General features: G+C 36.6%; 22 protein-coding genes. 4 read left to right on the forward strand and 18 right to left on the reverse strand.

Going from position 1 to position 21914, the window contains the following annotated elements:
• Positions 1-180: 180 nt before the first annotated feature.
• Genes KM885_RS05360 through KM885_RS05370 form a run of 3 tightly spaced genes read right to left on the reverse strand, consistent with a single transcriptional unit; the run spans position 181 to position 2876 of the window.
• Positions 181-1170 carry an LLM class flavin-dependent oxidoreductase gene (locus KM885_RS05360; RefSeq protein ID WP_060667551.1) on the reverse strand — a complete coding sequence of 330 codons (990 nt, stop codon included), beginning with the start codon at positions 1168-1170 and terminating at the stop codon, positions 181-183.
• 59 nt (positions 1171-1229) lie between these two features.
• Positions 1230-2285, reverse strand: a complete 1056-nt coding sequence (locus KM885_RS05365) for a M42 family metallopeptidase (RefSeq protein ID WP_204797620.1) — start codon at positions 2283-2285, stop codon at positions 1230-1232.
• Positions 2286-2315: 30 nt separating this feature from the next.
• Positions 2316-2876 carry a DUF1836 domain-containing protein gene (locus KM885_RS05370; RefSeq protein WP_047184665.1) on the reverse strand — a complete coding sequence of 187 codons (561 nt, stop codon included), beginning with the start codon at positions 2874-2876 and terminating at the stop codon, positions 2316-2318.
• A gap of 138 nt (positions 2877-3014) precedes the next feature.
• On the opposite strand from KM885_RS05370, the gene trhA reads away from it, so the two are divergent.
• Together trhA and KM885_RS05380 are read left to right on the forward strand one after the other, a co-directional pair.
• Complete coding sequence (gene trhA / locus KM885_RS05375) at positions 3015-3665, forward strand: PAQR family membrane homeostasis protein TrhA (RefSeq protein ID WP_047184666.1); 651 nt, start codon at positions 3015-3017, stop codon at positions 3663-3665.
• An 86-nt stretch (positions 3666-3751) separates the two neighbouring features.
• Positions 3752-4216, forward strand: a complete 465-nt coding sequence (locus KM885_RS05380) for a hypothetical protein (RefSeq protein ID WP_047184667.1) — start codon at positions 3752-3754, stop codon at positions 4214-4216.
• 40 nt (positions 4217-4256) lie between these two features.
• Here KM885_RS05380 and KM885_RS05385 read toward each other — a convergent pair whose 3' ends face one another.
• Complete coding sequence (locus KM885_RS05385; RefSeq protein ID WP_060667553.1) at positions 4257-5192, reverse strand: hypothetical protein; 936 nt, start codon at positions 5190-5192, stop codon at positions 4257-4259.
• Between the two features lie 97 nt (positions 5193-5289).
• The gene (locus KM885_RS05390) at positions 5290-5847 is read right to left on the reverse strand and encodes a cupin domain-containing protein (protein WP_047184668.1); all 558 of its coding nucleotides are present in this window, start codon (positions 5845-5847) and stop codon (positions 5290-5292) included.
• A gap of 150 nt (positions 5848-5997) precedes the next feature.
• Here KM885_RS05390 and KM885_RS05395 point away from each other — a divergent pair, with 150 nt between their 5' ends.
• Complete coding sequence (locus tag KM885_RS05395) at positions 5998-7194, forward strand: MFS transporter (protein WP_204797622.1); 1197 nt, start codon at positions 5998-6000, stop codon at positions 7192-7194.
• A gap of 54 nt (positions 7195-7248) precedes the next feature.
• Here the strand turns inward: KM885_RS05395 and KM885_RS05400 are convergent, their stop codons facing one another.
• The 13 genes from KM885_RS05400 to pdxR all read right to left on the reverse strand — a co-directional run bounded on the left by KM885_RS05400 (position 7249) and on the right by pdxR (position 20394).
• Positions 7249-8193, reverse strand: coding sequence for a metal ABC transporter substrate-binding protein (locus KM885_RS05400; RefSeq protein WP_047184670.1), 945 nt, complete (start codon positions 8191-8193; stop codon positions 7249-7251).
• A gap of 21 nt (positions 8194-8214) precedes the next feature.
• On the reverse strand, positions 8215-9069 hold the full coding sequence (locus KM885_RS05405) for a metal ABC transporter permease (protein WP_145542943.1): 855 nt from the start codon (positions 9067-9069) through the stop codon (positions 8215-8217).
• Positions 9069-9812, reverse strand: coding sequence for a metal ABC transporter ATP-binding protein (locus KM885_RS05410; protein ID WP_204797624.1), 744 nt, complete (start codon positions 9810-9812; stop codon positions 9069-9071). Before KM885_RS05410 ends, KM885_RS05405 begins: the two co-directional genes overlap by 1 nt.
• A gap of 346 nt (positions 9813-10158) precedes the next feature.
• Positions 10159-10635, reverse strand: a complete 477-nt coding sequence (locus tag KM885_RS05415) for a thioesterase family protein (RefSeq protein ID WP_047184678.1) — start codon at positions 10633-10635, stop codon at positions 10159-10161.
• Positions 10636-10657: 22 nt separating this feature from the next.
• Positions 10658-11638: a 3-hydroxyacyl-CoA dehydrogenase NAD-binding domain-containing protein gene (locus KM885_RS05420; RefSeq protein ID WP_047184679.1), complete on the reverse strand. Its 981-nt coding sequence runs from the start codon at positions 11636-11638 to the stop codon at positions 10658-10660.
• 1 nt (position 11639) lies between these two features.
• Positions 11640-12533 carry a beta-keto acid cleavage family enzyme gene (locus tag KM885_RS05425; RefSeq protein ID WP_204797625.1) on the reverse strand — a complete coding sequence of 298 codons (894 nt, stop codon included), beginning with the start codon at positions 12531-12533 and terminating at the stop codon, positions 11640-11642.
• 3 nt (positions 12534-12536) lie between these two features.
• Positions 12537-13085 (reverse strand): GbsR/MarR family transcriptional regulator, encoded by a 549-nt coding sequence (locus KM885_RS05430; protein WP_216883645.1) that lies wholly within the window; start codon positions 13083-13085, stop codon positions 12537-12539.
• A gap of 214 nt (positions 13086-13299) precedes the next feature.
• Positions 13300-14976 (reverse strand): CocE/NonD family hydrolase, encoded by a 1677-nt coding sequence (locus KM885_RS05435; protein ID WP_216883646.1) that lies wholly within the window; start codon positions 14974-14976, stop codon positions 13300-13302.
• A 56-nt stretch (positions 14977-15032) separates the two neighbouring features.
• Positions 15033-15695: an ABC transporter permease gene (locus KM885_RS05440; RefSeq protein ID WP_216883647.1), complete on the reverse strand. Its 663-nt coding sequence runs from the start codon at positions 15693-15695 to the stop codon at positions 15033-15035.
• Position 15696: 1 nt separating this feature from the next.
• Positions 15697-16617 carry an osmoprotectant ABC transporter substrate-binding protein gene (locus tag KM885_RS05445; RefSeq protein WP_276516054.1) on the reverse strand — a complete coding sequence of 307 codons (921 nt, stop codon included), beginning with the start codon at positions 16615-16617 and terminating at the stop codon, positions 15697-15699.
• A gap of 30 nt (positions 16618-16647) precedes the next feature.
• A complete protein-coding gene (locus KM885_RS05450) occupies positions 16648-17292 on the reverse strand; it encodes an ABC transporter permease (RefSeq protein WP_047184684.1) in 645 nt (214 codons plus the stop codon).
• Positions 17293-17308: 16 nt separating this feature from the next.
• Positions 17309-18463 (reverse strand): betaine/proline/choline family ABC transporter ATP-binding protein, encoded by a 1155-nt coding sequence (locus KM885_RS05455; protein WP_047184685.1) that lies wholly within the window; start codon positions 18461-18463, stop codon positions 17309-17311.
• A 482-nt stretch (positions 18464-18945) separates the two neighbouring features.
• Positions 18946-20394: a MocR-like pyridoxine biosynthesis transcription factor PdxR gene (gene pdxR / locus KM885_RS05460; RefSeq protein ID WP_047184686.1), complete on the reverse strand. Its 1449-nt coding sequence runs from the start codon at positions 20392-20394 to the stop codon at positions 18946-18948.
• Positions 20395-20511: 117 nt separating this feature from the next.
• Here pdxR and KM885_RS05465 point away from each other — a divergent pair, with 117 nt between their 5' ends.
• Positions 20512-21120 (forward strand): LysE/ArgO family amino acid transporter, encoded by a 609-nt coding sequence (locus KM885_RS05465; RefSeq protein WP_216883648.1) that lies wholly within the window; start codon positions 20512-20514, stop codon positions 21118-21120.
• Positions 21121-21914: the final 794 nt, after the last annotated feature.

The following is a 21914-nucleotide window of genomic DNA, read 5'->3' on the forward strand; positions in this document are numbered from 1 at the left end:
ATATTTTTGTATAGGACTTGAGGCGTATTTGGGGTAATACTTGTGTTTAAATGTATTGGATGTATGAGTTGCAGTGTGTTGATTTTTACGATGTGTTCCGGCACTCATCAGGTCGATTAAAAGAAGCCTGGATACACAAATTATCCAAGCTTCATTAAAATATAATTGTTTTATCTAGGATCACGCCAAACAAAATTCCTCTGCCAAGAGCTGATACGATTTTTTTCGAGCTTCGTAGCTATGGGTAATAGTTACAATCATTAATTCGTCGACTTCATATTCGGATTGTAAGTTCTCTAGTTGCTCCCGAACTTGAGAAGGATTCCCTACGATTTGGTTTTGTTTCATTCTTTCTATTCTTTCCTTTTCCTCCAATGAATATGGATATGCTTTAGCTTCTTCAATGGAAGGAACACCTTCTTTTCCTTCTCCCTTGTCTTGTAATATTTTCCACAAATAATTGCTCATTGCTATTTCTTCCGCTTCTTCTGTCGTCTCTGCACAAATCGCAGAAACGGTAACAATCACATTAGACTTCCCATTAAGAACATTTTTCATATACTCTTTGACGATAGATGGTCCATCTTCATTACTCATAAAATGACCAAACACAAATGGTAACCTTTTTTCAATCGCTAACTTTGCACTCTTATTACTCGTTCCTAATAACCATGGTACTGGAGGTGTTTTTGGTACTGGAGTTGCAGAGACTTTCGCATACATATGATCACTTGGAAAATCTTGATGTAAAAAAAGAATAACTTCATCCACTAATTTTGGATACATCCGGACCTTTTCTAAAAAGTTTCCAGCAAGTGCTATCGAAACTTCTGCGGATCCACCAGGTGCTCTTCCAAGTCCCAAGTCCACCCTATTTGGATACAATGTTGCAAGTTCATTATATCTTTCAGCAATATGATAGGGACTATAGTTTGGTAACAATACTGCACCTGAACCAATGCGGATTTGTTCTGTTTGCGAACCAATAATTCCTAATAAGATATCTGGAGCCGGTGACGCTAAACCGCCTAAATCATGATGCTCTGCTACCCAATAACGGTGGTAACCAAGTTCGTCAGTCAGTTTGGCAAGTTCAATGGATGCCTCTAAAGCGTCTTTCGGAGTCTTTCCTTTAGAAATTGGGGACTGGTCTAATATACTTAATTTCATTTGTAATCCACCTCTTTATGAAAAAGCGAACCTACCACACTGGTAAGTCCGCTTGTCTTTTATATAGAAATCATTTTAGATTGTACATAATGATAAAGCAAATTCTCTGTTTCCTTTAATGAATCTTCATGGGTTCTCTCAAAAGCATGAGAGGAATCAATCCCAGGTCCAATTAATCCATGTACAATATCATATCCGGAACGAATCGCAGCAGAAGCATCTGAACCATAATATGGATAAATATCTAGCTTATAACCGATATTATTTTCCTCGGCTAACCTGACAAGATGTTTCCTTAATTCATAATGATAAGGACCACTTGCATCTTTCACACAAATGGATACGGTATATTCATCTGTAGATTGTCCATCTCCCATTGCACCCATATCCACTGCTAAATATTCCACTGCTTCTGGGGTAATATTTGAATTACCTCCATAGCCTATTTCTTCATTGTTAGAAATAAGAAAATGGGTTGTATATGGAAGAGTAATACTTTCTTCTTTTATCCGTTTTATTAATTGAAGAAGTATAGCCACACTTGCCTTATCATCCAAATGACGTGACTTAATAAATCCATTTTCGGTAAGTTCTATTCGAGGATTAAAAGAAACGAAATCTCCAACTTCAATTCCTAGTTCACGTACATCATCTGCATTTTTCACTTTCGCATCAATTCTAACTTCCATGTTTTTTTGATTACGCTCCGCTTCTCCTGCATTTTTATATACATGCACAGAAGTTTGATGCATCAAAATAGTTCCTGTATATTTCTTTCCTGTTGTAGTGTGAATTTCACAATATTCTCCTTCAATTGAATTGTAGCGAAATCCACCAATTAAATCTAAACGAAGCCTGCCATTCTTTTTTACTTCTTTTACCATAGCACCTAATGTATCAACATGAGCTGTTAACATCCGATGTTCATTTTCTACTTTACCAGGGATAGTAGCAATTAACCCACCTTTCCGATTTCGTTTTGTATCTACGTTTAAACTGTTCAAATATTCCTCAACAAATTGTATGACTTTAGCGGTATTTCCAGATGGACTTGGGATAGAAACAAGTTCCTTGATTAATTCCTTTGTTTCGTTAACTTTTGGATATGTACTCATTTTTTCCACTCCTTTAATATTAGAATGATTTTATTCTTCTATTTCATCCACTATTTTCTCCGCGGCCCTTCGAAATAAATTACTCATATGTGTAAAAGATGCAACTAGCAGAAGTTTTCTTAAATACTCTTCATCCTTATCATCCATCATTTTATCTTCTATCTCTTTGTAAATATCTGAACTATCATTTTTAAATTGCTCCACATTTTTCTCATTAGAAGTAATATAAGTATTGTATACATCCTCCAAAGAAAACTCTTCTGCTAAAACTTTTTTATTTAATGGTGACAATGTTTTCTTGATATCATTTATAGATAACGAACTCTTCATTTGATAGATCATACTGATAAGCATGATATGTTCTTTTGAATATTTTTTATTCTTTACAGGGAAAAATAACTTACCCTTAGCATAATTATTAATCATTGTTTTGGTAAGTATTTTTTCTTCATCATTCCGCTTCGTTTGGGAAAACTTATTTTCGAATAACTGAATCACTTGGTCCATATATAAATCTATATCAGGTATTTCCTCTATTGTTAATTGAGTATCCAGATATAGTTTTTCTAATAGTTCATCTATATTTTGCATTATAATAAACCCCTATTGTATTTTCTTTTATTATAAAATAAATATTTTATTTAGTAAAACATTGACTACATGATAACAATACGTGTATGATTGATATATAGTTTTCGAAACTACATGTTGAAGTGGAGGAATAAGTAAATGAATTCTTATATACGGGAACCTATTAACACATGGACCCATTTAATTGGAGCAATTTTAGCAGTTTTTGGTTTGGTAGCAATGATTGTAAAGGCAGTAATTACTTCCGGTTCTTGGCTCGTCACTACAGCTGTTATTATTTTTGGGGTAAGTATGATTTTATTATACTCGGCATCCGCTACATACCATATGGTAATAGCTAAAGACCGTGTTATAGCTTTCCTAAGAAAAATTGACCATTCCATGATTTTTGTTCTTATTGCTGGGACGTACACTCCATTTTGTTTAATTACACTACAAGGAACGAAACTTGGATGGATATTGTTTTTTATCGTAAATGGTCTTGCTATATTAGGGGTAACGTTTAAATTAACTTGGTTCCACTCCCCGCGTTGGCTATCTACTGCGATTTACCTAGGAATGGGATGGCTTGTTGTCTTTTTCACCGGAGAATTAGCACCTGGATTAGGTATTGGTGGAATGACTTTTCTTATTTTAGGTGGTGCTTTTTATACAGTAGGCGGACTTATATACGGATTTAAACCAAAGTTCCTTCAATTTAAAAATTGGGGATTTCATGAGATTTTTCACCTTTTCATTTTGTTTGGAAGTCTCTTTCACTTTATTTGTATCTACGCATACGTTTTATAACACGCCTTAATATGGCGTGTTTTTTTTGCATAAAAGCTCTCCTTTTCCAAATACTAGTAAGAAACAGTTTTCCTAGGAGGCTATTTATGAAAAAAGTATTATTCCCTATTGTCTTTTTGTTTATTTTTCTAACGGGTTTTGATCACGCTGAGAACCTAGAGATTACAAAAATTGAAACAACGGTCGATGAGGCAAACCATGAATTGCGTTACGACTTTGAAATTAAAAATAATGGAAACGAACCTATTAAAAGCGAATTTGATTACCCAGGAAGCCATCCATACGGAATTGAACTAGTAGTTAAGCCTAATGAAGAACTAGCTGGTTTAATGGAAATGGAAGAGAATACAAAACATCAAAAAATGCTTTCTTTGAGCAGTGGCAGTAGAGGCTTTTTCGAACCGAACAGCGAGTCTTATTTTTACGTATCTTACCAAATAAAGAACGGAGCAAATTTTGCTAAAGTAAAAAAACATGCGCTAGATTCAACATTACTCATATTAGACGGAGTTGAAGTATCAGCAGAATTCCCTTTACAGAATATCAAATAAGTTACAAAAGCGTTGGTTTATCTACCAACGCTTTCCCCTTTTAAAAATCTTCTACAAATCGTCTACGGTCTAGAACAACTTGTTCAAGTTCATTCTCTTTTAAATGAATCTGTTCTTTTATATTTTCAACGATTCGACCTACTTCTAACTGTTTTTGACTAATTTGATCCTGTGATTCATTAATTCTTTCTTGAACCAAATAATCAGTGAAGAAATTATCCAAGAAAAAGTCGGCAAATTTCAACATACTTGAAATATCTATCGAAATATTTAAATCCGCTTCTACATCTAATAATTCCTTTTGAAACTTACGTAAGCTTTTTTGTGCACGGTTAATAGCTTCCATAGCTTCATCCATATTACTATGTTTCAAGAGCCCAGATATTGCACCACCTCCAAACATATCGAATACTCCCCATGTCGCAGCATTATCTATTGAATCTCCTGCAATATCGAGGTCAGCTTTCGCTTTATTTCCAGCTATTAAAGCTTCATCTAATTCTTCTATGTATGCTCTTAAGTCTTCTTCCTGTTCACTAAATTCAAATAATGTAGTGGAAGATGCACTTTGTTTAATGATTCCTTCTTTTTTAGTAAAAATTTCGTTATAACGATATTCTACATCTCCCATTTTTTCAATACGGTATTGAAGATTACTTATTTCTAATTCAACATCCTTTTTATGTTTCTTTGCCTCGTTTAATTGGATTTGAACAGTAAGGACTTCCTGTTTTTCTTTTTCCAGTTTTTCTACCTTATTGCCTAACAAGGTTTGGACCAAATTGGAAAAACTTAAACCCTCTAACTTTTCCACATCTTTTTCTTCTTCCTTTAATTGATTGGAGAGAAATGATATATTTTCTTCAATTGCCGTAAGTTCATTTTCATAATCTACAATTTGTAATTGCCACTTTTTCTTTTTTCTCATTTTCGTTTTTAATTCCATTAGTTCTTGGTTAAGTTTTTCTTCTATCATCTAAAATCCCCCTCCATTATTATACGAACGAACTTATTTAAAAGTTTCATACTCATTTAAAAAATCCCGCCAATATACACGGCAGGATTTTACCAATCTAAGCATGTTCCTCATGCATAGCCTCTTCTTTTGTCTGGTGAACAGTCCCGAATGGATGTTCAGGTGGTGCATAGATAGAATATAATTTCAATGGCTTGTTACCAATATTCACGATATTATGCCAAAAACCAGCCGGAACCATGATTGCATCATCGTCAGAAACTTTAACATTATAATCCAAGCGATCTTTTTGTTTCCCCATTTGAACGATGCCTTTCCCGTCTTCCAAGCGTAAAAATTGGTCTGTTGTTTGGTGATTCTCCAATCCAATATCTTCTCCTACGGGTATACTCATCAAGGTGACTTGTAAATGCTCCCCTGTCCAAATTGCTGTTCGAAATGTATCATTTTCTTTCGTAGCATCCTCAATATCTAAAGAAAAAGGCTGTTTCCCATGATCTTTAATTATCCTGTCTTCTATTTTAATGTTTGGGTTAAACGAATAATCATACATGTTTCCATAAGGCAGTGGCATATTTACTGGCTGTCTAGCATGATAGTATCCATGTGGATTAACGTAAAACGGATTTGGATAAAAATAAGGATAATAATACATCTGAAACACTCCCCCAATTGAATTCATGTCATCCTATCCTATGCTACAGATACCAAAATGTACTTTGTATTATTTTTTTCAGAAAATCGCATCTAGCATTTAATGTTATACTAAATTTAAACATTCTTTTATAGAAACAAGGTGTCTACTATGTCTTATATCCAAAAAGGAACTGCATCCTACCGTAAAGCACTGTTCGCTTTATTCTCTGGAAGTTTCGTAACATTTAGCTTACTTTATAGTGCTCAACCTTTAATTCCAATATTTTCAAGCGAGTTTGGTGTATCACCTACAAATGCTAGTTTATCGCTTTCTTTTTCTACAGGAGTCTTAGCCATTGTAATGCTTTTTACTCCGAGCTTGTCTAATTCCATTGGGCGCAAACAGATTATGTCGATTGCTCTTTTGGCAGCTTCTATTCTTTCCATTTTAACGGCTATAACACCAAACTTTTCTCTATTACTACTTAGTCGAGCATTATTAGGTGCTGTTTTGGCTGGCTTTCCAAGTATTGCCATGACTTATATATCTGAGGAATTCCACCCGAAGGAACTAGGTACGGTTATGGGAATCTATATTAGTGGAAATACAGTTGGGGGGCTTTCCGGAAGAATTGTTACTAGTGCCCTCACGGATTGGTTCACTTGGGAAATTGCCCTCTTCATCATTGGAGGTATCGCACTCTTCATTAGCATATGGTTTTGGAGGCATTTACCCGAAGAACGACATTTCGTAAAAGAGCATGGCACTTTAAAAAACTTAATCCCTGAATTAGGCTACCATTTTAAAAATCCAGCTTTGCTTTGTCTTTATGGATTATCTTTCTTGCTTATGGGGAGCTTTGTCACTCTATATAACTACATTACCTATTTATTAATCGGCGAACCATATCATTTAAGTCATGCTGCGGTAGGCTCCATCTTTTTTGTCTATTTAGTAGGTACATTCAGCTCAACCTTTATGGGTAATCAAGCTGATCGGCACGGAAAAGCCAAAGTATTGCCACTCGGCATTTTGATTATGACAATAGGTGCAATCGGTACATTATATGAAGGTTTGTGGTTAAAAATTGTAGCAATCGCTATATTTACCTTTGGTTTTTTTGGCAGTCATTCCATCGCAAGTGCTTGGGTTGGGCAGAAAGCAACAGCCCATAAGGCACAAGCTTCTTCTCTATATTTATTATTCTACTATGGTGGTTCTAGCTTATTTGGTACATTGGGGGGGATCTTCTGGAGCAATTACGGTTGGAACGGTGTAATCGGAATGATTAGTGTATTATTAGTCATTGCTTTTGTATTGGTAGGAATTCTTGTCTTTTCAAAAAGTACGTTACGATCCAGGTAAATAGTAAAAAGGCATAAATTCCATAATAAGGAATTTATGCTCAACTTGGAGAGACTAATCACCTTTTAAACCATTGTAAATTTTATCAATATTATATTCTAAAAACTTAATATACGTGTCTCCGGCTTCCCCTTTTTTTCCTATTTCATCTGAAAAGATTTTGTCTTTATAGATTTCTACTCCACTTTCTTCGGACACGGTTTCCATCGGTCTAGAATCCACATTCGATTCTAAGAATAATGTAGGAACGTCGCGCTCTTTTAGGAAATTAACAAGAGATTTTATTTGCTCTGGAGATCCGTTTTCCTCCGTATCAATCTCCCAGATATAACCTTCTTCTAGCCCATATCTGTCTGCCATATATTGAAATGCACGTTCACTTGTTACTAGAATTCGATTTTCTTCTGGAATATCGGCAATTTTATTTTTATATTCTTCATCAATTTCTTTTAATTTTTCTATATATGCCTTAGCATTCTTATCATATTCCTCTTTATTCTCTGGGTCTGCTTTCACTAATGCATCATGTGCGTTTTCCACTATAATCATACCAACATTTGGATCTAGAAAAGCGTGAGGGTTCATTTCATGTTCTGCTTCCCCTTTTCCATTTAAATACTTGGGTTCTACACCTTTCGTTAATTCAAAGATATTTTCGTCTTTTTGTCCAACAGTGTTCATCATTTTAAAAAACCAGCCATGCTCTCCACCTTCTAGATTTAAACCATTATAAAATAATATATCTGCATCTGTAGCCTTCTTAATATCTTCTGGAAGTGGCTCATATTCATGTGGATCTGTACCAATTGGAACGAGATTATGAATCTCTACATGCTCCCCACCAATTTGATGTACAATATCCTCTAACAACGTAAAACTAGTTACGACTTTTAAAACATCGTCATTGTTATCATTCGCAGTAACATCCTTATTTCCACAAGCAGCTAATAGTAAGGATATAGCGGCTAAGCTTAACATTAATCGAACTAACCTTCTCATCTTTTATTACTCCTTCTCTTTTTAAATAGAAGCTTTGTTTCTCTTTTCCCTTATCGCACGCCATAAGATTCCTTGTTTTGGCGAGAAAATAAAAGCTAAAATAAAAATAAATGTTGTAGCAAGGACAATGACTGCACCCGACGATAAATTATATTCTGAACTAAAGTACAAACCGATGACAGCTGATAAAGCTCCAAAAAAGGCTGATAGGAATATCATCGTTGATAAGCGGTTTGTCAATAAATACGCTGTAGATGCTGGTGTAATAAGCATTGCAACTACTAATATAACTCCTACTGTTTGCAAGGAAGCAACGGTTACTAAGGTTAATAAGATCATAATGACGTAATGAATAAAACGAACTGGTAACCCGTAGGCTTGAGCCATCGTTGGATCGAACGTTGTAATAAGAAATTCTTTATAAAATAAAATAACAATAAGTAAAACAATGGCACCAATGATTAATGTTAACCACATATCTGATGATTGAACAGATAAAACATTACCAAACAATATTTGGGTTAAATCTATGGCTGTCGAAGCTTTTGTAATCAGTATTACCCCTAGTGCAAAAAAGGATGAAAAAACAATACCAATCGAAGAATCACTTTTAATACGGCTATTTTGACTTATATAACCAATACCGACAGCAGTTAATAAACCAATAACCACTGCACCATAAAAATAATTAATCCCTAACATGAAAGATATAGCGACACCTGGTAGAATAGCATGGGAAATAGCGTCCCCCATCAGGGCCATACCTCTGAGAATGATGAAGCAACCAATAACCCCACATATTATTCCAACCATTATTGAGGTAAACAACGCTTTTTGTAGAAAGCCGTAATTCATAAGGTCTTGTATAAATTCCATTACATTTTCACCCCAACATTTTCCAATATAGAAAGGTTTGCACGATATGCCCGAGTAATCTTTTCTGGTTTAAATACTTCTTGAACGGGGCCGAAATCCACTAATTCCTTATTTAACAAAATTAGCTCATCAAAGTAATCCTCCACTTTCGTTAAATCATGGTGAACAACTAATACTGTTTTTCCTTTGTCACGAAGTTTCTTTAGAATTTGGATAATGGTGGTTTCACTAGATACATCAATCCCAACAAAAGGCTCATCCAAGAAAAATAATTCCGCTTTTTGCGCAAGTGCCCTAGCAAGAAACACTCGTTGCTGTTGTCCTCCTGACAGTTCTCCAATTTGCTGTTTACTGTAATCCTCCATTCCGACTTCTTTTAAACATTGGAATGCCCAATCTTTTTGCTTTGCATTAGGTCTGCGCATAAGACCAAGATGTGGGTATGTTCCTAGAAGAACCGTGTCTATAACATTAATAGGAAAATCCCAGTCCAAATTATTACGTTGGGGAACATAAGCAATTTTTTTTCGTATAGCTTTTAAAGGCTTCCCTAATACCCTCACATTTCCCTTATCTTTAGGAATTAGGCCAAGTGTAGCTTTCATAATGGTTGATTTACCTGCGCCATTTGGACCTATTATTCCTACTAATTTTCCTGTATCAATTGAAAAGGAAACATCTTTTATAACTTCCTTTCCATAATAAGAAACATGTAGATGGTCTACCGTGAGCGCTTTTCCCATCTTTTTCACCTTCCTCTTCCATTTAATACTATTACTAGCTAATATTTACCTCACAAACAACTTTTTCCCTAGGGCAACATTTGATCATACTCTATTCAATAAAAACTAAAATGGTTCATTAAAAATCACTTTTATAATAACTAGTGTAAATGACAAAGTCTTTTATTGTCAACAAATAGTTTCCCTAAGGCAACATTATGTCAGGTATACAAATATATGCATGAACAGTTGTGATTTTCTCTGCAAATATAACTAAACCAACTCTTATTAGTACGGCTACCACATCGTTACCTAAAAATAAAATGGTTCCCCATTTTCTATGATGGGAAACCATTCCATTACACTTTTATTTCTTTTTTCTGATACCTATTACACGTCCCACTTCTTTCGGTTTCTTCATAGGAGTATGCTTTGCTGCGAGTTCTTTTACTTGTGAATAAATTTCCTCTGGGAACGGTGATGCTTTCCCTGTTGACTGATCAATCCCCATTAGCATTTGTTCGCTTGTTGCGGCTCGTTTACCATGTTCTCCGTACAATTCAAAAAATAGATGAGTACGTTTAACATCATAATCGATAACGTACATACGGATCTCAAATGGTTCGTCAAGTTTCATTTCATTTAAATAACAAACATGAGTTTCCATCGTGTACATCGTATATTGACTCTTATTCCGGTAATCTTCCGTTATACCAATGAAGTTCATAAAGGCATCGACAGCCCAACTAAATGCACGTACATATTCTGCATCATTCATGTGTCCGTTGTAGTCAATCCAAGTCTCTGGTACTTTATCCTGAATAATCAATTTGGATTCGTTCAAGTTCTATCTTCCCTTCTAAAAACTAGTTAAATGACTCGTAGCTTCCGGACATATTTTCCCCTGGCCAGTATTTTTCCAATAACTGTTGTAATTCAATTAAAAACTGATCACGGCGGTCTTCTAGTCTTTCCATTTCCACACCATCCGTTTGTGCTTCACAACCAGTAATTACTTTTTCAGCTAGTTCTTCCGTTAGTTCTGGTGCTTCCAGTTTGGTCCATGGTAATTTCAATGCAGGTCCGAATTGTTCCAGCAGGTGACGCATCCCTTCTTTCCCTCCACCCATATGTAGAGTCATGAATGGTCCCATTAGCGCCCATCTGAGTCCTGGCCCATATATAATGGATGCATCCACTTCTTCTGTACTTGCAGCACCATCGTTAACAATATGAAGTGCTTCACGCCAAATTGCTTCCATTAAGCGGTCAGCAATATGACCTTCAATTTCCTGACGAATCACTAATGGTTTCATCATTATGTTGTCATAAAACATTTTTGCCTTTTCAATATAAAATTTGTCGGTTTTATCCCCGCCAACTAATTCCACAAGCGGCATCAGATATACCGGATTAAATGGATGGGCAACCATAACACGTTCTGGATGATTCTTGCAATCCGCCTGTAAGCTACTTGGTAATATTCCCGATGTGCTTGAAGCAATAATGGTTTCTTCTTTGGTATATCGATCAATATCAGCTATAACCTTTCTTTTTAATTCCTCTCGCTCCGGGACATTTTCCTGAACAAAGTCCGCTTCCTTTAATGACTTTTCTAAATCAGTTTCAAAAAATAAATGATCTTCTGGAGCACCCACAGCTAATCCCATTTTTTTCATCCAAGGCCATGCACGTTCCACAGCTTTACGGGTCTTTTCTTCTGTGTTGGGATCTGGATCATATGCAGTAACGGTGTAGTCATTTGCTAAAAAGCGTGTTATCCACCCATTGCCAATTACACCCGTTCCGACAACTGTGATATTTTTAATTGAAGTTTCTTTCGTCATACTAGCCTTCCTTTCCATATGGGTTACGTAAATTTAGATGCTCTCGCGCTTCGGTCGGCGTCATAATATCGGAACCTAAAGCTTGTACCATACCGACAGCTTTATCAACAAGTTGCTCGTTTGTAGCAAGTTTTCCTTTTTCTAAATACAAGTTATCTTCAAGGCCTACACGGATATTTCCACCTTGAAGTAGGGATTCCATCGCTATTGGCATTTGCATTCTACCAATTCCAAAAGCTGCCCATTTCGCGTTATCCGGAATACGACTCTTCATGTAAGACAGCGTTTCTGCATCCGCTGCTGCTCCCCATGGGATACCAAGGCAAAACTGAAATAGTGGAGCTCCTTCAATTAAACCTTCCTCCACTAATTGGTTCGCGAAACGAATATGACCTGTATCAAAACATTCTAATTCTGGTTTCACCCCAATATTTTTAACAAGTTTCGCCTGTCTTCTTAACCAGTCAGTCGGGCTTACGTATAACATATTGCCAAAGTTTAAGCTACCACAATCAAGGGTGCACATTTCTGGTAGAAGTTTTTCAATAGGTTCGTGGCGTTCTTCAGGAGTTTGAATATCGGTTCCTTCTCCACCTGTAGTTGGGGCATCTTCACTTGGTATCCAGTCTCCACCCCCACCAGAAGTAAGATTTATAATTACGTCGGTCTCTGACTCACGAATACGTTCTACGACTTCCTGAAACAGGCTGACATCATGGCTTAGCTTGCCAGTTTTTGGATCACGAACATGGATATGTGCAATTGTAGCCCCTGCCTTAGCAGCTTTAATGGCTGAATCTGCAATTTCTTTTGGAGTTACGGGTACATGTGGACTTTTTGCCGTTGTGTCACCAGCTCCTGTTAATGCGCATGATAAAATTACTTTTTTATTCATTGCTTAATTCCTCCCATTCTTTTTCTTCGGTACGTGTTCGAATATTTCACCGCTTTCAAAAAACTCAGTTACTCGACGAATCCAGTCATAGTAGTCCATCCAATCCCTCATTTCATGAAAAAGTTCATTAATAGCCTCTTCATCCTCCTCAGTAAGTCCAGATACATTCTGTAATTCATCCAATGTCTTTAAAAGCCTTTGTTCAAAGGTACGGCTACGTTTAATAGCTTTATGCCAAGTAGAGGTAAAAAGAGAAATAAATGTTTGGTAATAATCTTCTTCTACTTGAAATAAATCTTTTCGAATACCTTTTTTAAATACACGCTCCGCAATATCTAAATCTATCATTTCCCGGACAACCTGACTCATTCGAGTTTTGCTCATTCCGGTCTCTTCTGATAACTCGTCGAGGGTCATCGGTTTCTGGTTCATATAAATAATTCCGAGAACACGTCCAACACTTGTCGAGACACCAAAAGCATTCATATTATCCGTTATTTTTTCAATAAATTGAGTTCTGACAACTTCAATTCGTTCATCATGAATTTTCATAGTACTTCCCCTTTCGGCATGCTACACATAAAGAAGACTTCCATCAGTGCGGGTTTTCCTTCATCTCACACTTATCGGACCTTTACGGGCGGTTGACTCCCACCTACCTTCTTTATTTCCCCAGAAGCTTGAGGTGGGATAAAATTAATTCAACCTTTAAATAGTACTAGGAGAAATAATTAAATTTACAAAGGGTTATTCGTTTCATTTTCACTTATTTCTCTAGTGGTATTATTAATTTCGATGCCTTTTCTCCTCCCTGATAAATGTATTCAACCGCAGCTTTTCCCTCCGTATGTGTTTTTGTTGTCGTTCCGTTATTTAAATTGATATCATAAAATGGTGCATTACTTGCTGCTATATCTAACCTCAGACGATGGCCTTTTTTCAGGGTATAAGATGTAGAACCTATTTCGGTTTCCAAACAAAATGGCTGATTCACATTTTCAACCTTTTCCCTGTGAAACGTATCAACAAAATTATACGCACGACCTAATTCGTCCACATCTGATAGTCTCAAAGAAATATCAAATAGATTTGTTGGAGAGGAAACCCAAATTTCTGCTTTAATAGAACCCAATAGTGGTAATTCCGTATCAAGTTCCATACTTGTATATACGAGGACATCATCACGATCCTGAATATCACTAACATCAAACATTCCTGACTCATGTCCTGCAATCAATACTCCTCCGCCACGAGTCGGTACTGGATTGCTCGGATCTAGTTTTAAGGAACTTTTCGTTTGTGTTGGGGAAGGCTGTATGTTTAACCTCCCATCTCCATGACGTGTTTGTGACATGCCGTTACTTTGAAGGTATACTTCACTTAACTTCACATCCTGTTTTATTGGCCACTCATCAAAAGCTTCCCAACTCTCTCGCCCCATCATATATAGATGAACAGGCTTTTTTATGGGCATTGGTTTATCTTTTAGCCAGTAATCAAACCACTTAATATGAATTTCTGTTGGATCTTTTATGTTATCAGTCCCGATATTTTCAGCACCAGCGTTAAAAAACTTGTCCCCACATCTACCTGTCATTTCTTCATGTGTCCACGGTCCAACCCATAACATTCGTGGTCCTTTATAAGCTTGATAGGTTTCCAATGTAGAATCCAATAATGCATCAAACCATCCACCGATAAACAATGCCGGAATATCTATATGTTTTAGTTTTTCAGTTAGGTCTGTACATTCTCTAAGTTCTGGAGATAAATTCCCCTTTATAAAATCAAAGTAATAAGAATCTGGGTCAAGATCTTGGATTGGCTCCCATTCATTACTAGGAGCATAAGATAACCATTCTGCTATATCCTCTAAATAATAGTAGAATTTTTTCTTGTCGAAGTTCCCCTTACGTTTCAACTGGTCCTCCATCATCGACCCTAATTCCCAAGTTTGTAGATTAGCTGATGCGAAGGCTTCCCCCTCTTTTCCTAGAAAGTTCCCCATCAGATTTGCTCCCGTCATAACCGGTGCAATCGCCTTTAAAGAAGGTGGCTTTTCCACTGCTGCAGCTAACTGAGTATAGCCGTGATAAGACATCCCAAAAAGTCCAACTTTGCCGTTCGAATAGGGAAGTTTTGCCGCCCATTCTACCGCCTCATACCCATCTTTTCCCTCATGGATAAATGGATAAAATTTACCTTCTGATGCAAACCTTTCACGTACATCTTGAAGAATGACGATATATCCAGCTTGAACCATCCGAGGTACTTCTAAGTACTCATCATAATAACGTGGCGTTTCTTTGTTATAAGGTAAGCGCAGCATCAGCACCGGATAGCGTTCTCCATCATCCGGACGATACACATCGGAACGAAGGATGGTTCCATCTGATAATGTGCAAGGAACATTTTTTTCAAGTTTAATCCCAATTTCCCCCATAGTAGTCACCTCTATCTATACTTTCGCTTTTACGTAACTATTACTCTATAAACCTATCATGCTGCTCTAGATTTAGAGGACTTAATAGGTTGGAGTTTCCTTTCAATCCATACCATAATTAGATCAGCAATAATGGCCATCAACGCTGTCGGTATAGCACCAGCTAGAATAATTGCTGTTCCATCTGATGCATTCGTTCCCGTTAAGATAACTGCCCCTAATCCTCCAGCCCCGACAAAAGCTCCAATTGCAACAATCCCAATACCTATAACTAGTGCCGTACGTAAACCAGCCATAATTACACTAATAGCAAGTGGAAGCTCCACCATTCTTAAAAGCTGGAACCTCGTCATTCCAGAGGCAAAGCCAGCTTCAATAACTGTTTTATCAACATCCTTCATCCCTACATAGGTGTTTTGCACAATCGGTAGGATGGAATAAAGCATTAATGTTACAATTACCGTATTTGTGCCGAGACCTAGTACAATCATAATGACAGCCATAGCACCTAAAGCAGGAATAGTCTGAACGATACTTCCAAGCGCTAGGACCCAACTACTCAATTTCCCATATTTTGCAATAAGGATACCTAAAGGAATAGAAATAATTGCTGCAAACAAAACCCCATACGCTGCCATTAGGAAATGTCTATAAAATTGAACCCAAATATATCCACCATTTTGGGTGACATAGTATATGAACTGTTCCAACGTTTCCATATTACTTCTCCCCCTTATCTGTATCCTCAAAGAAATTATGGGTTTCTAGAAAATCCATTGCAACTTTCCTTGGACTCATTAATTTAACATCCGCATTATAATTTAATTCCTGCATCGTTTCCGTTGTGATTTGCTCATGAAGGCGTTCTGTAATATCCAATATCTCTGGATATTGTTCTAAAACCTTTCCAGCAATAACAGGTGATGCATCATATGGTGGGAAGAAGCGTTTATCGTCCTCTAAAACTTTCAAATCAAATTCTTTAATTCTTCCATCTGATGAATAAGCTAGTACAACATCCATATGATCATTAGCGGCCGCCTCATATACTAAACCAATATTCATTGGGTAAACTTCACCAAATGAAAAATAGGTTTCTTGAAATCCTTCATATCCATCCCCTTTACGGTTGATCCAGGCATTATCCACTCCAAATCGCAGCTCACCTGCATAGGCTTCTAAATCTGAGATTGTTTCGATGTTGTTTTCCTCAGCAAAATCTGTTGTAACAGCAACGGAGTAACTGTTCTCAAAACCATATGGACTTGCCCATGTTTGATTGAAACGATCTTTAAATTCATGAGATACGATATTCAACGCCTTTTCAGGATCTGTAATCGGGTCCATTCCCAGTGATCCCGACAGATCTGTTCCTGTATAACGTGTACTTGTTATATCAAGGTCACCTCTTAACATACCCTGGTGTTGTACGATGGATGATCCTAGATGTGTAACAAGATCAGTAGTAGCATCTGTTTCCCGTTCAATCAAGATAGATAGCATTTCAGCTAAAATTTGTGATTCAGATGTACCAAGAGCCCCTATTTTTAACGTATCTTTTGATGTACTTGCAAGACCTGGCAAGGAACAACCAGCAAGCATCACTACTAAAAGTAAAATAAAACATCCTCTATATAGCATCTTTTTCAGCACAACTTTTCACCTCCAACATTATGCGGCTTCATAAGATTTCTTTAACCCTTCCGGTGTCAATCTTTTTTCTATAATGGCTAGGAAACGATCGGAAATCAAGGCTAGGACGGTTGCTGGTACTGTTCCCGCAATAATCAATGAAGGCTGATATAAGTTCAATCCATCAAATATAAAATCACCAAGACCACCACCACCGATGAATGCTGCCAATGTCGCCCAACCAATCAAATATACGGTCGATAAGCGAACACCCGCCATAATTACCGGTAAGGACATTGGAAATTCAACTTTTATTATCGATTGCAAATTACTCATCCCCATACCCTTACCTGCTTCTATCACACTTTTATCCACATCTCGAACCCCAATGTAAGTGTTTCGTAAGATTGGTAATAGCGAATAGAAAAATAGTGCCAAAATAGCAGGAATTTTTCCAACACCTAAAAATGGAATAAAAAATGCTAGGATTGCAAGACTTGGAATAGTTTGTAGAATACCAATAAAAGAGATAAACTTATCAGCGAAGTTTGGCACCCTTGAAAGGAGAATCCCGAGGGGAATAGCAACTACCACACCTAGCAAGATGGCCGCAACAGAAATATACAAGTGTTCCCATGTTTTTATTATTAATTCATTACCATGTACAGCAAAAAAATCCATCATAACGATCTCTGCCTCCTTATTCTGCTACTGATATGATTTCTTCCAATTCCGTTCCGTCGCCCCAAATTGTGTCATAAACAAGCGTTGCAAGCGTCGCACGTGTAACAATTCCGACTAGACGATGCTGATCATCTACAACAGGAACATATTGAGCTCCATGTCTGAGTATTTTGCGAACGGTATCACTTAACAAACTATCTTGAAATACAGAATAAAGTTTGGTCTCCATTACTTCCTCGACCTGATTAGCCTTTTTATAATTAAGATTAATTGCTTCAATATCAAGATATCCTTTTAATACATTATCTGAATCTGTGATAAGTAGAGAATCAACCCGTTTATCTCGCATCGTAGAAATAGCAGATTTTAACGTTGTGCCAGTTTGTACTGTAACCGGGGTACTATTCATAATCTGTCCTACTGTTGTGACATCAGGTCGACCTTGAATCAACCGTTCCTTACCCAAGAATTCCTCTACAAATTCATTCGCTGGGTTTCTAAGAATTTCATCTGGTGTATCAATCTGAACAATTTCTCCTTCCCTCATGATCACAATTCGATCAGCAAGCTTAATTGCCTCATCCATATCATGTGTAACGAAAACAATTGTTTTATTTAATTCCCTTTGTAACTTTTTGAACTCTTCTTGGAGGGAATCTCTCGTAATCGGGTCAAGTGCACCGAATGGTTCATCCATCAATATCAATGGAGGGTTTGCAGCAAGCGCACGTAATACACCAATCCGCTGTTGTTGTCCACCACTTAATTCATGTGGATATTTATCTAGATATTCTTCTGGCAAATCTACTAACTTTAATAACTCACGTGCCCGTTCCTCTTTTTTCTCTTTTGTCCATTTTAATAAAGTACCAACTAACACAATATTTTCTTTGATTGTCATATGCGGCATCAATCCAATTTGCTGGATCACATACCCAATGGACCTGCGCAATGCTACCGGATCTTGATCCTTAATATCTTTCCCATCAACTAAAATGGATCCATCTGTAATGTCAATTAGTCGGTTAACCATTTTCATCGTTGTTGTTTTACCACACCCACTTGGACCAATAAAACAAATAAATTCACCTTTCTTTATCTTTAAATTCAAATTATTTACAGCAAACTTTCCGTTATTATATCGCTTTGTTACATTATGAAACTCTAACAATTTCCTAGCACCTCCATATGTGATCCGTTTAATCTTTCTTGTAAGTATAAGTTAATAACGGAATAAAGGAAATAGTCATATAAGTCCATAAAGTACGATAAATTTGTATAATTTTTATTGTATAAACTTTATAGAGTGCATATCATAGAAATCCTGCATATATCTAGATATTTCACCTGTTTATGACTTTCCGTATATTGTAGCTGTAATAAATAAAGGCAAGGTGATGTCGAAAATGTTTGATTGGAAAGACAACTAATTCTACCTAAACTCAAATAAAAAAGACTAGCCATCAGTAGGGTTTTTCCCTCATCCTCCACTGTTGGTTAGTCGTACTTATCAGACTTTACGGTCAGTCAATTTTCCACCCATCCCCTTCTCCATGAACACTTTTGTAAATATTTCAACATCCTCTTTAGTGAATGTTCGGTCAAATTCAATTTAATCTCCCCCTAAAATAGTTTGAAAGAAAAATTTAAAATCTATCTATGTTCTTTAATAAGTTCAGATAACCTTATAAGCCCTTTTTCAAGTTCTTCTAATGATGCATAGGAATACGATAAACGTAAATGTTCTTGATTATTCTTATCATAGACACTTCCCGGATTTAATAATATGCCGTCCTTAAGAGCTGTTTCAAATAATTTTCGCGTGGATATCCCTGGTTGTAATTGAAGCCATAAATAAAATCCTCCCTTTGGAATATTCCATGTTGCAATATCAGAGAAATATGTATTTAAAATTTCGATCATAAAGTCCCTTCTACGTTTTAATTCTACACGCACTTGATTTAAATACTCCCCATACAAACCATTTTTCATCCACTTATTTACAATAAATTGCGATATGGAACTTGACCCATAATCTGTTTGCATTTTTATATCGGCGAGACGATCAATAACCGGTTCTGGACCAACAATCCATCCAATTCTAAGCCCCGGACTTAACGATTTGGAAACACTACCAATGTACAGCACATTCCCTTGTTCATCGTTTGCCTTCATTGGTTTTGGAGGTGGTGTATCCAACCATAATTCACCATAAACATCGTCTTCTATAATCGGAAGTGCTTCTTTTCTGCAAACCTCTAATAATTGTTGCCTTCTTTTTTCTGTCATTAAAGTGCCTGTTGGATTATGGAATGATGGAATCGAATAAAGTAATGCTGCATTGTGCTGACGTTGTAAACGACTAATAGATTCATGCACTATCCCTTCTTTATCCATAGGAATACCAAATAAATTCATACCAGCTGATTGAAACACATGAACTGAGTTGAGGTATGAAGGTGTTTCGTGAAAGATAACTGAACAGCGTTTTAATAAACCAATTGAGATTAATTGTAGTGCCTGTAATGCCCCTGAGACAATTAATATGGAAGCAGGTGCAGCTTCAATGCCTTTCTTTTTTAAATAGTGGCTAATAGTTTCTCGCAGTTCGAAACTTCCTTTTGGCTCTTCATAGCCTAGAGATAGGGTATCGCCCACCTCCATCTGTAAAAACTTCTTCATTTGTTCATTAGGTAGTAAATCAGGGGAAAGTTCCCCAGTACCTAAACGGATGATATTAGAATTTGCTTCCGACTCGTTAATTTTTTGAATCGTGCTTATATTAGGCTCATAAATACCTGAACGAACATAACTAGTCCAATCGGGGGGTGGTGTTGATGCAAGGAGACTCCAAGTATTATTTACTACCCTTGTACCACTCCCCACTTTCGATTCAATAAATCCATCTGCGACCAAGTCCTCAAGTGCAGTTACAATGGTACTTCGATTTACTTGAAATTGTTCGGCCAAAATCCTCTGTGACGGTATTTTCGTGCCGATTGTCCACTCCCCATTCAAAATTTTCTTTTTCATATAATTGGTGATTTGCAAATGTAAAGGTAATGTTGAAGATTTTTGCGGTTTCCATTCTATTTTAGACATATCCCTACTCCATCTTTTTTCTATAAGTGTATCAAATGGTTGGTTACATTACCATCCATTTGGTTGGAGACATATTAATGCCAATCATTTATTCTATATTAGATTGGAGGGTAAAAGATGGAAGCCTTTATTCACGGAATGGCGCTTGCTTTCGGATTAATACTACCTTTAGGGGTACAAAATGTTTTTATACTTAATCAAGGTGCAACACATAAAAGATTTACTAGCGCATTGCCTGCTGTTATTACGGCCGGAGTTTGTGATACGTTATTAATTTCTTTAGCTGTTGCTGGTGTATCTATTATTATTCTAAGTTTCGAGTGGTTAAGAACAGTCATGTTTTTGATTGGATTTATTTTCTTAGTGTACATGGGATGGCTAATGTGGAGAGAAACACCCGAAGTAAAGAACCACCAAGAATCTAATCCTTTCTCCGCAAAGCGACAAATTATATTTGCCGCTTCTGTATCCTTGTTAAATTCTCATGCTATTTTGGACACAATAGGCGTCATTGGGACTAGCTCGTTGGTCTATACGGGGCATGAGAAGTGGATTTTTACAATAGCCTGTATTCTCATTTCTTGGATGTGGTTTCTAGCTTTAGCCCTTACTGGGGAAAAAATCGGTCAAATCGATAAAGACGGAAAACTGTTAAAACGGATGAATCAATTTTCTGCCATCATTATCTGGGTTATGGCTGTTTATATGGGGGCGCAGTTATTTTAAATCGATTGTAATAAATGGAACATTAAAGTTATTAGAGTTTCTTAATCGCAAGGTACATACTAGTTGATATATGTGCCTCATTATTTTAATTATTTTAAAAGGAAAAATTCATATCCTTATTTTTCTACTTTTTGAACAAACTTTTCCTTAACAGTAAAAGCGATAATAATATGCTATAATAAAACATAGACTGGCTTCGCATGAGGGGTTTTTGGTAGCACTGTCGATCTGCCGTTTTGTCTTCATTGAGAGACTTCTCGGGAGGGAGGTGCTTGCCTATGGACATTGTTAGTGCGCTAACGCTTATGATATCCTTCGGGATGTTGGTGGCGTTTATCGTTTCTGATAAAAACCATAAAAAATAACCCCTCATGCACTCTAGCAGGTATGTGAGGGATTATCTCTCTAGCTACCTACCCCTCTTGACGGGGTTCGGTCTATTGCGACCGCTCCATGTACCAGCATGGGCGGTCCTTATTATTGTATGCACTTAGAGATTTTCTATGTTAATTATACCACGAAATCAATGATTGTGTACATTGATTTTATACTTTACCCTCGGACCTTTTATGTCAATAGGTACCCATTTTTAATTTACAATATACGATCTTTATGATCAAACTATATTAATTTCCGACAACTATGTTAGCAAGTTCATCTATTGCATATTTTATTTCATCTTTCGTGTTGTAGAAATGGGGAGCAATTCTGATTACAGGAAATTCACATATTTTTGATTACAACCATGTAACCCCGAGAAATGGGAAGTATAGCGATGAAGCTCTAAAAAATAA

This window comes from Oceanobacillus caeni, from assembly GCF_019037185.1.
GTDB lineage: Bacteria > Bacillota > Bacilli > Bacillales > Amphibacillaceae > Oceanobacillus > Oceanobacillus caeni.

What these genes read in the sequence shown, in the direction of transcription:
- KM885_RS05385 (WP_060667553.1), bottom strand. Translation starts at nt 5,192, where the DNA reads ATGATAGAAGAAAAACTTAACCAAGAACTAATGGAATTAAAAACGAAA.
- KM885_RS05380 (WP_047184667.1), top strand. Translation starts at nt 3,752, where the DNA reads ATGAAAAAAGTATTATTCCCTATTGTCTTTTTGTTTATTTTTCTAACG.
- KM885_RS05440 (WP_216883647.1), bottom strand. Translation starts at nt 15,695, where the DNA reads ATGGAAACGTTGGAACAGTTCATATACTATGTCACCCAAAATGGTGGA.
- KM885_RS05370 (WP_047184665.1), bottom strand. Translation starts at nt 2,876, where the DNA reads ATGCAAAATATAGATGAACTATTAGAAAAACTATATCTGGATACTCAA.
- KM885_RS05445 (WP_276516054.1), bottom strand. Translation starts at nt 16,617, where the DNA reads ATGCTATATAGAGGATGTTTTATTTTACTTTTAGTAGTGATGCTTGCT.
- KM885_RS05465 (WP_216883648.1), top strand. Translation starts at nt 20,512, where the DNA reads ATGGAAGCCTTTATTCACGGAATGGCGCTTGCTTTCGGATTAATACTA.
- KM885_RS05360 (WP_060667551.1), bottom strand. Translation starts at nt 1,170, where the DNA reads ATGAAATTAAGTATATTAGACCAGTCCCCAATTTCTAAAGGAAAGACT.
- KM885_RS05390 (WP_047184668.1), bottom strand. Translation starts at nt 5,847, where the DNA reads ATGTATTATTATCCTTATTTTTATCCAAATCCGTTTTACGTTAATCCA.
- KM885_RS05420 (WP_047184679.1), bottom strand. Translation starts at nt 11,638, where the DNA reads ATGACGAAAGAAACTTCAATTAAAAATATCACAGTTGTCGGAACGGGT.
- KM885_RS05410 (WP_204797624.1), bottom strand. Translation starts at nt 9,812, where the DNA reads ATGGGAAAAGCGCTCACGGTAGACCATCTACATGTTTCTTATTATGGA.
- pdxR (WP_047184686.1), bottom strand. Translation starts at nt 20,394, where the DNA reads ATGTCTAAAATAGAATGGAAACCGCAAAAATCTTCAACATTACCTTTA.
- KM885_RS05365 (WP_204797620.1), bottom strand. Translation starts at nt 2,285, where the DNA reads ATGAGTACATATCCAAAAGTTAACGAAACAAAGGAATTAATCAAGGAA.
- KM885_RS05395 (WP_204797622.1), top strand. Translation starts at nt 5,998, where the DNA reads ATGTCTTATATCCAAAAAGGAACTGCATCCTACCGTAAAGCACTGTTC.
- KM885_RS05435 (WP_216883646.1), bottom strand. Translation starts at nt 14,976, where the DNA reads ATGGGGGAAATTGGGATTAAACTTGAAAAAAATGTTCCTTGCACATTA.
- KM885_RS05430 (WP_216883645.1), bottom strand. Translation starts at nt 13,085, where the DNA reads ATGAAAATTCATGATGAACGAATTGAAGTTGTCAGAACTCAATTTATT.
- KM885_RS05450 (WP_047184684.1), bottom strand. Translation starts at nt 17,292, where the DNA reads ATGATGGATTTTTTTGCTGTACATGGTAATGAATTAATAATAAAAACA.
- KM885_RS05405 (WP_145542943.1), bottom strand. Translation starts at nt 9,069, where the DNA reads ATGGAATTTATACAAGACCTTATGAATTACGGCTTTCTACAAAAAGCG.
- KM885_RS05425 (WP_204797625.1), bottom strand. Translation starts at nt 12,533, where the DNA reads ATGAATAAAAAAGTAATTTTATCATGCGCATTAACAGGAGCTGGTGAC.
- trhA (WP_047184666.1), top strand. Translation starts at nt 3,015, where the DNA reads ATGAATTCTTATATACGGGAACCTATTAACACATGGACCCATTTAATT.
- KM885_RS05400 (WP_047184670.1), bottom strand. Translation starts at nt 8,193, where the DNA reads ATGAGAAGGTTAGTTCGATTAATGTTAAGCTTAGCCGCTATATCCTTA.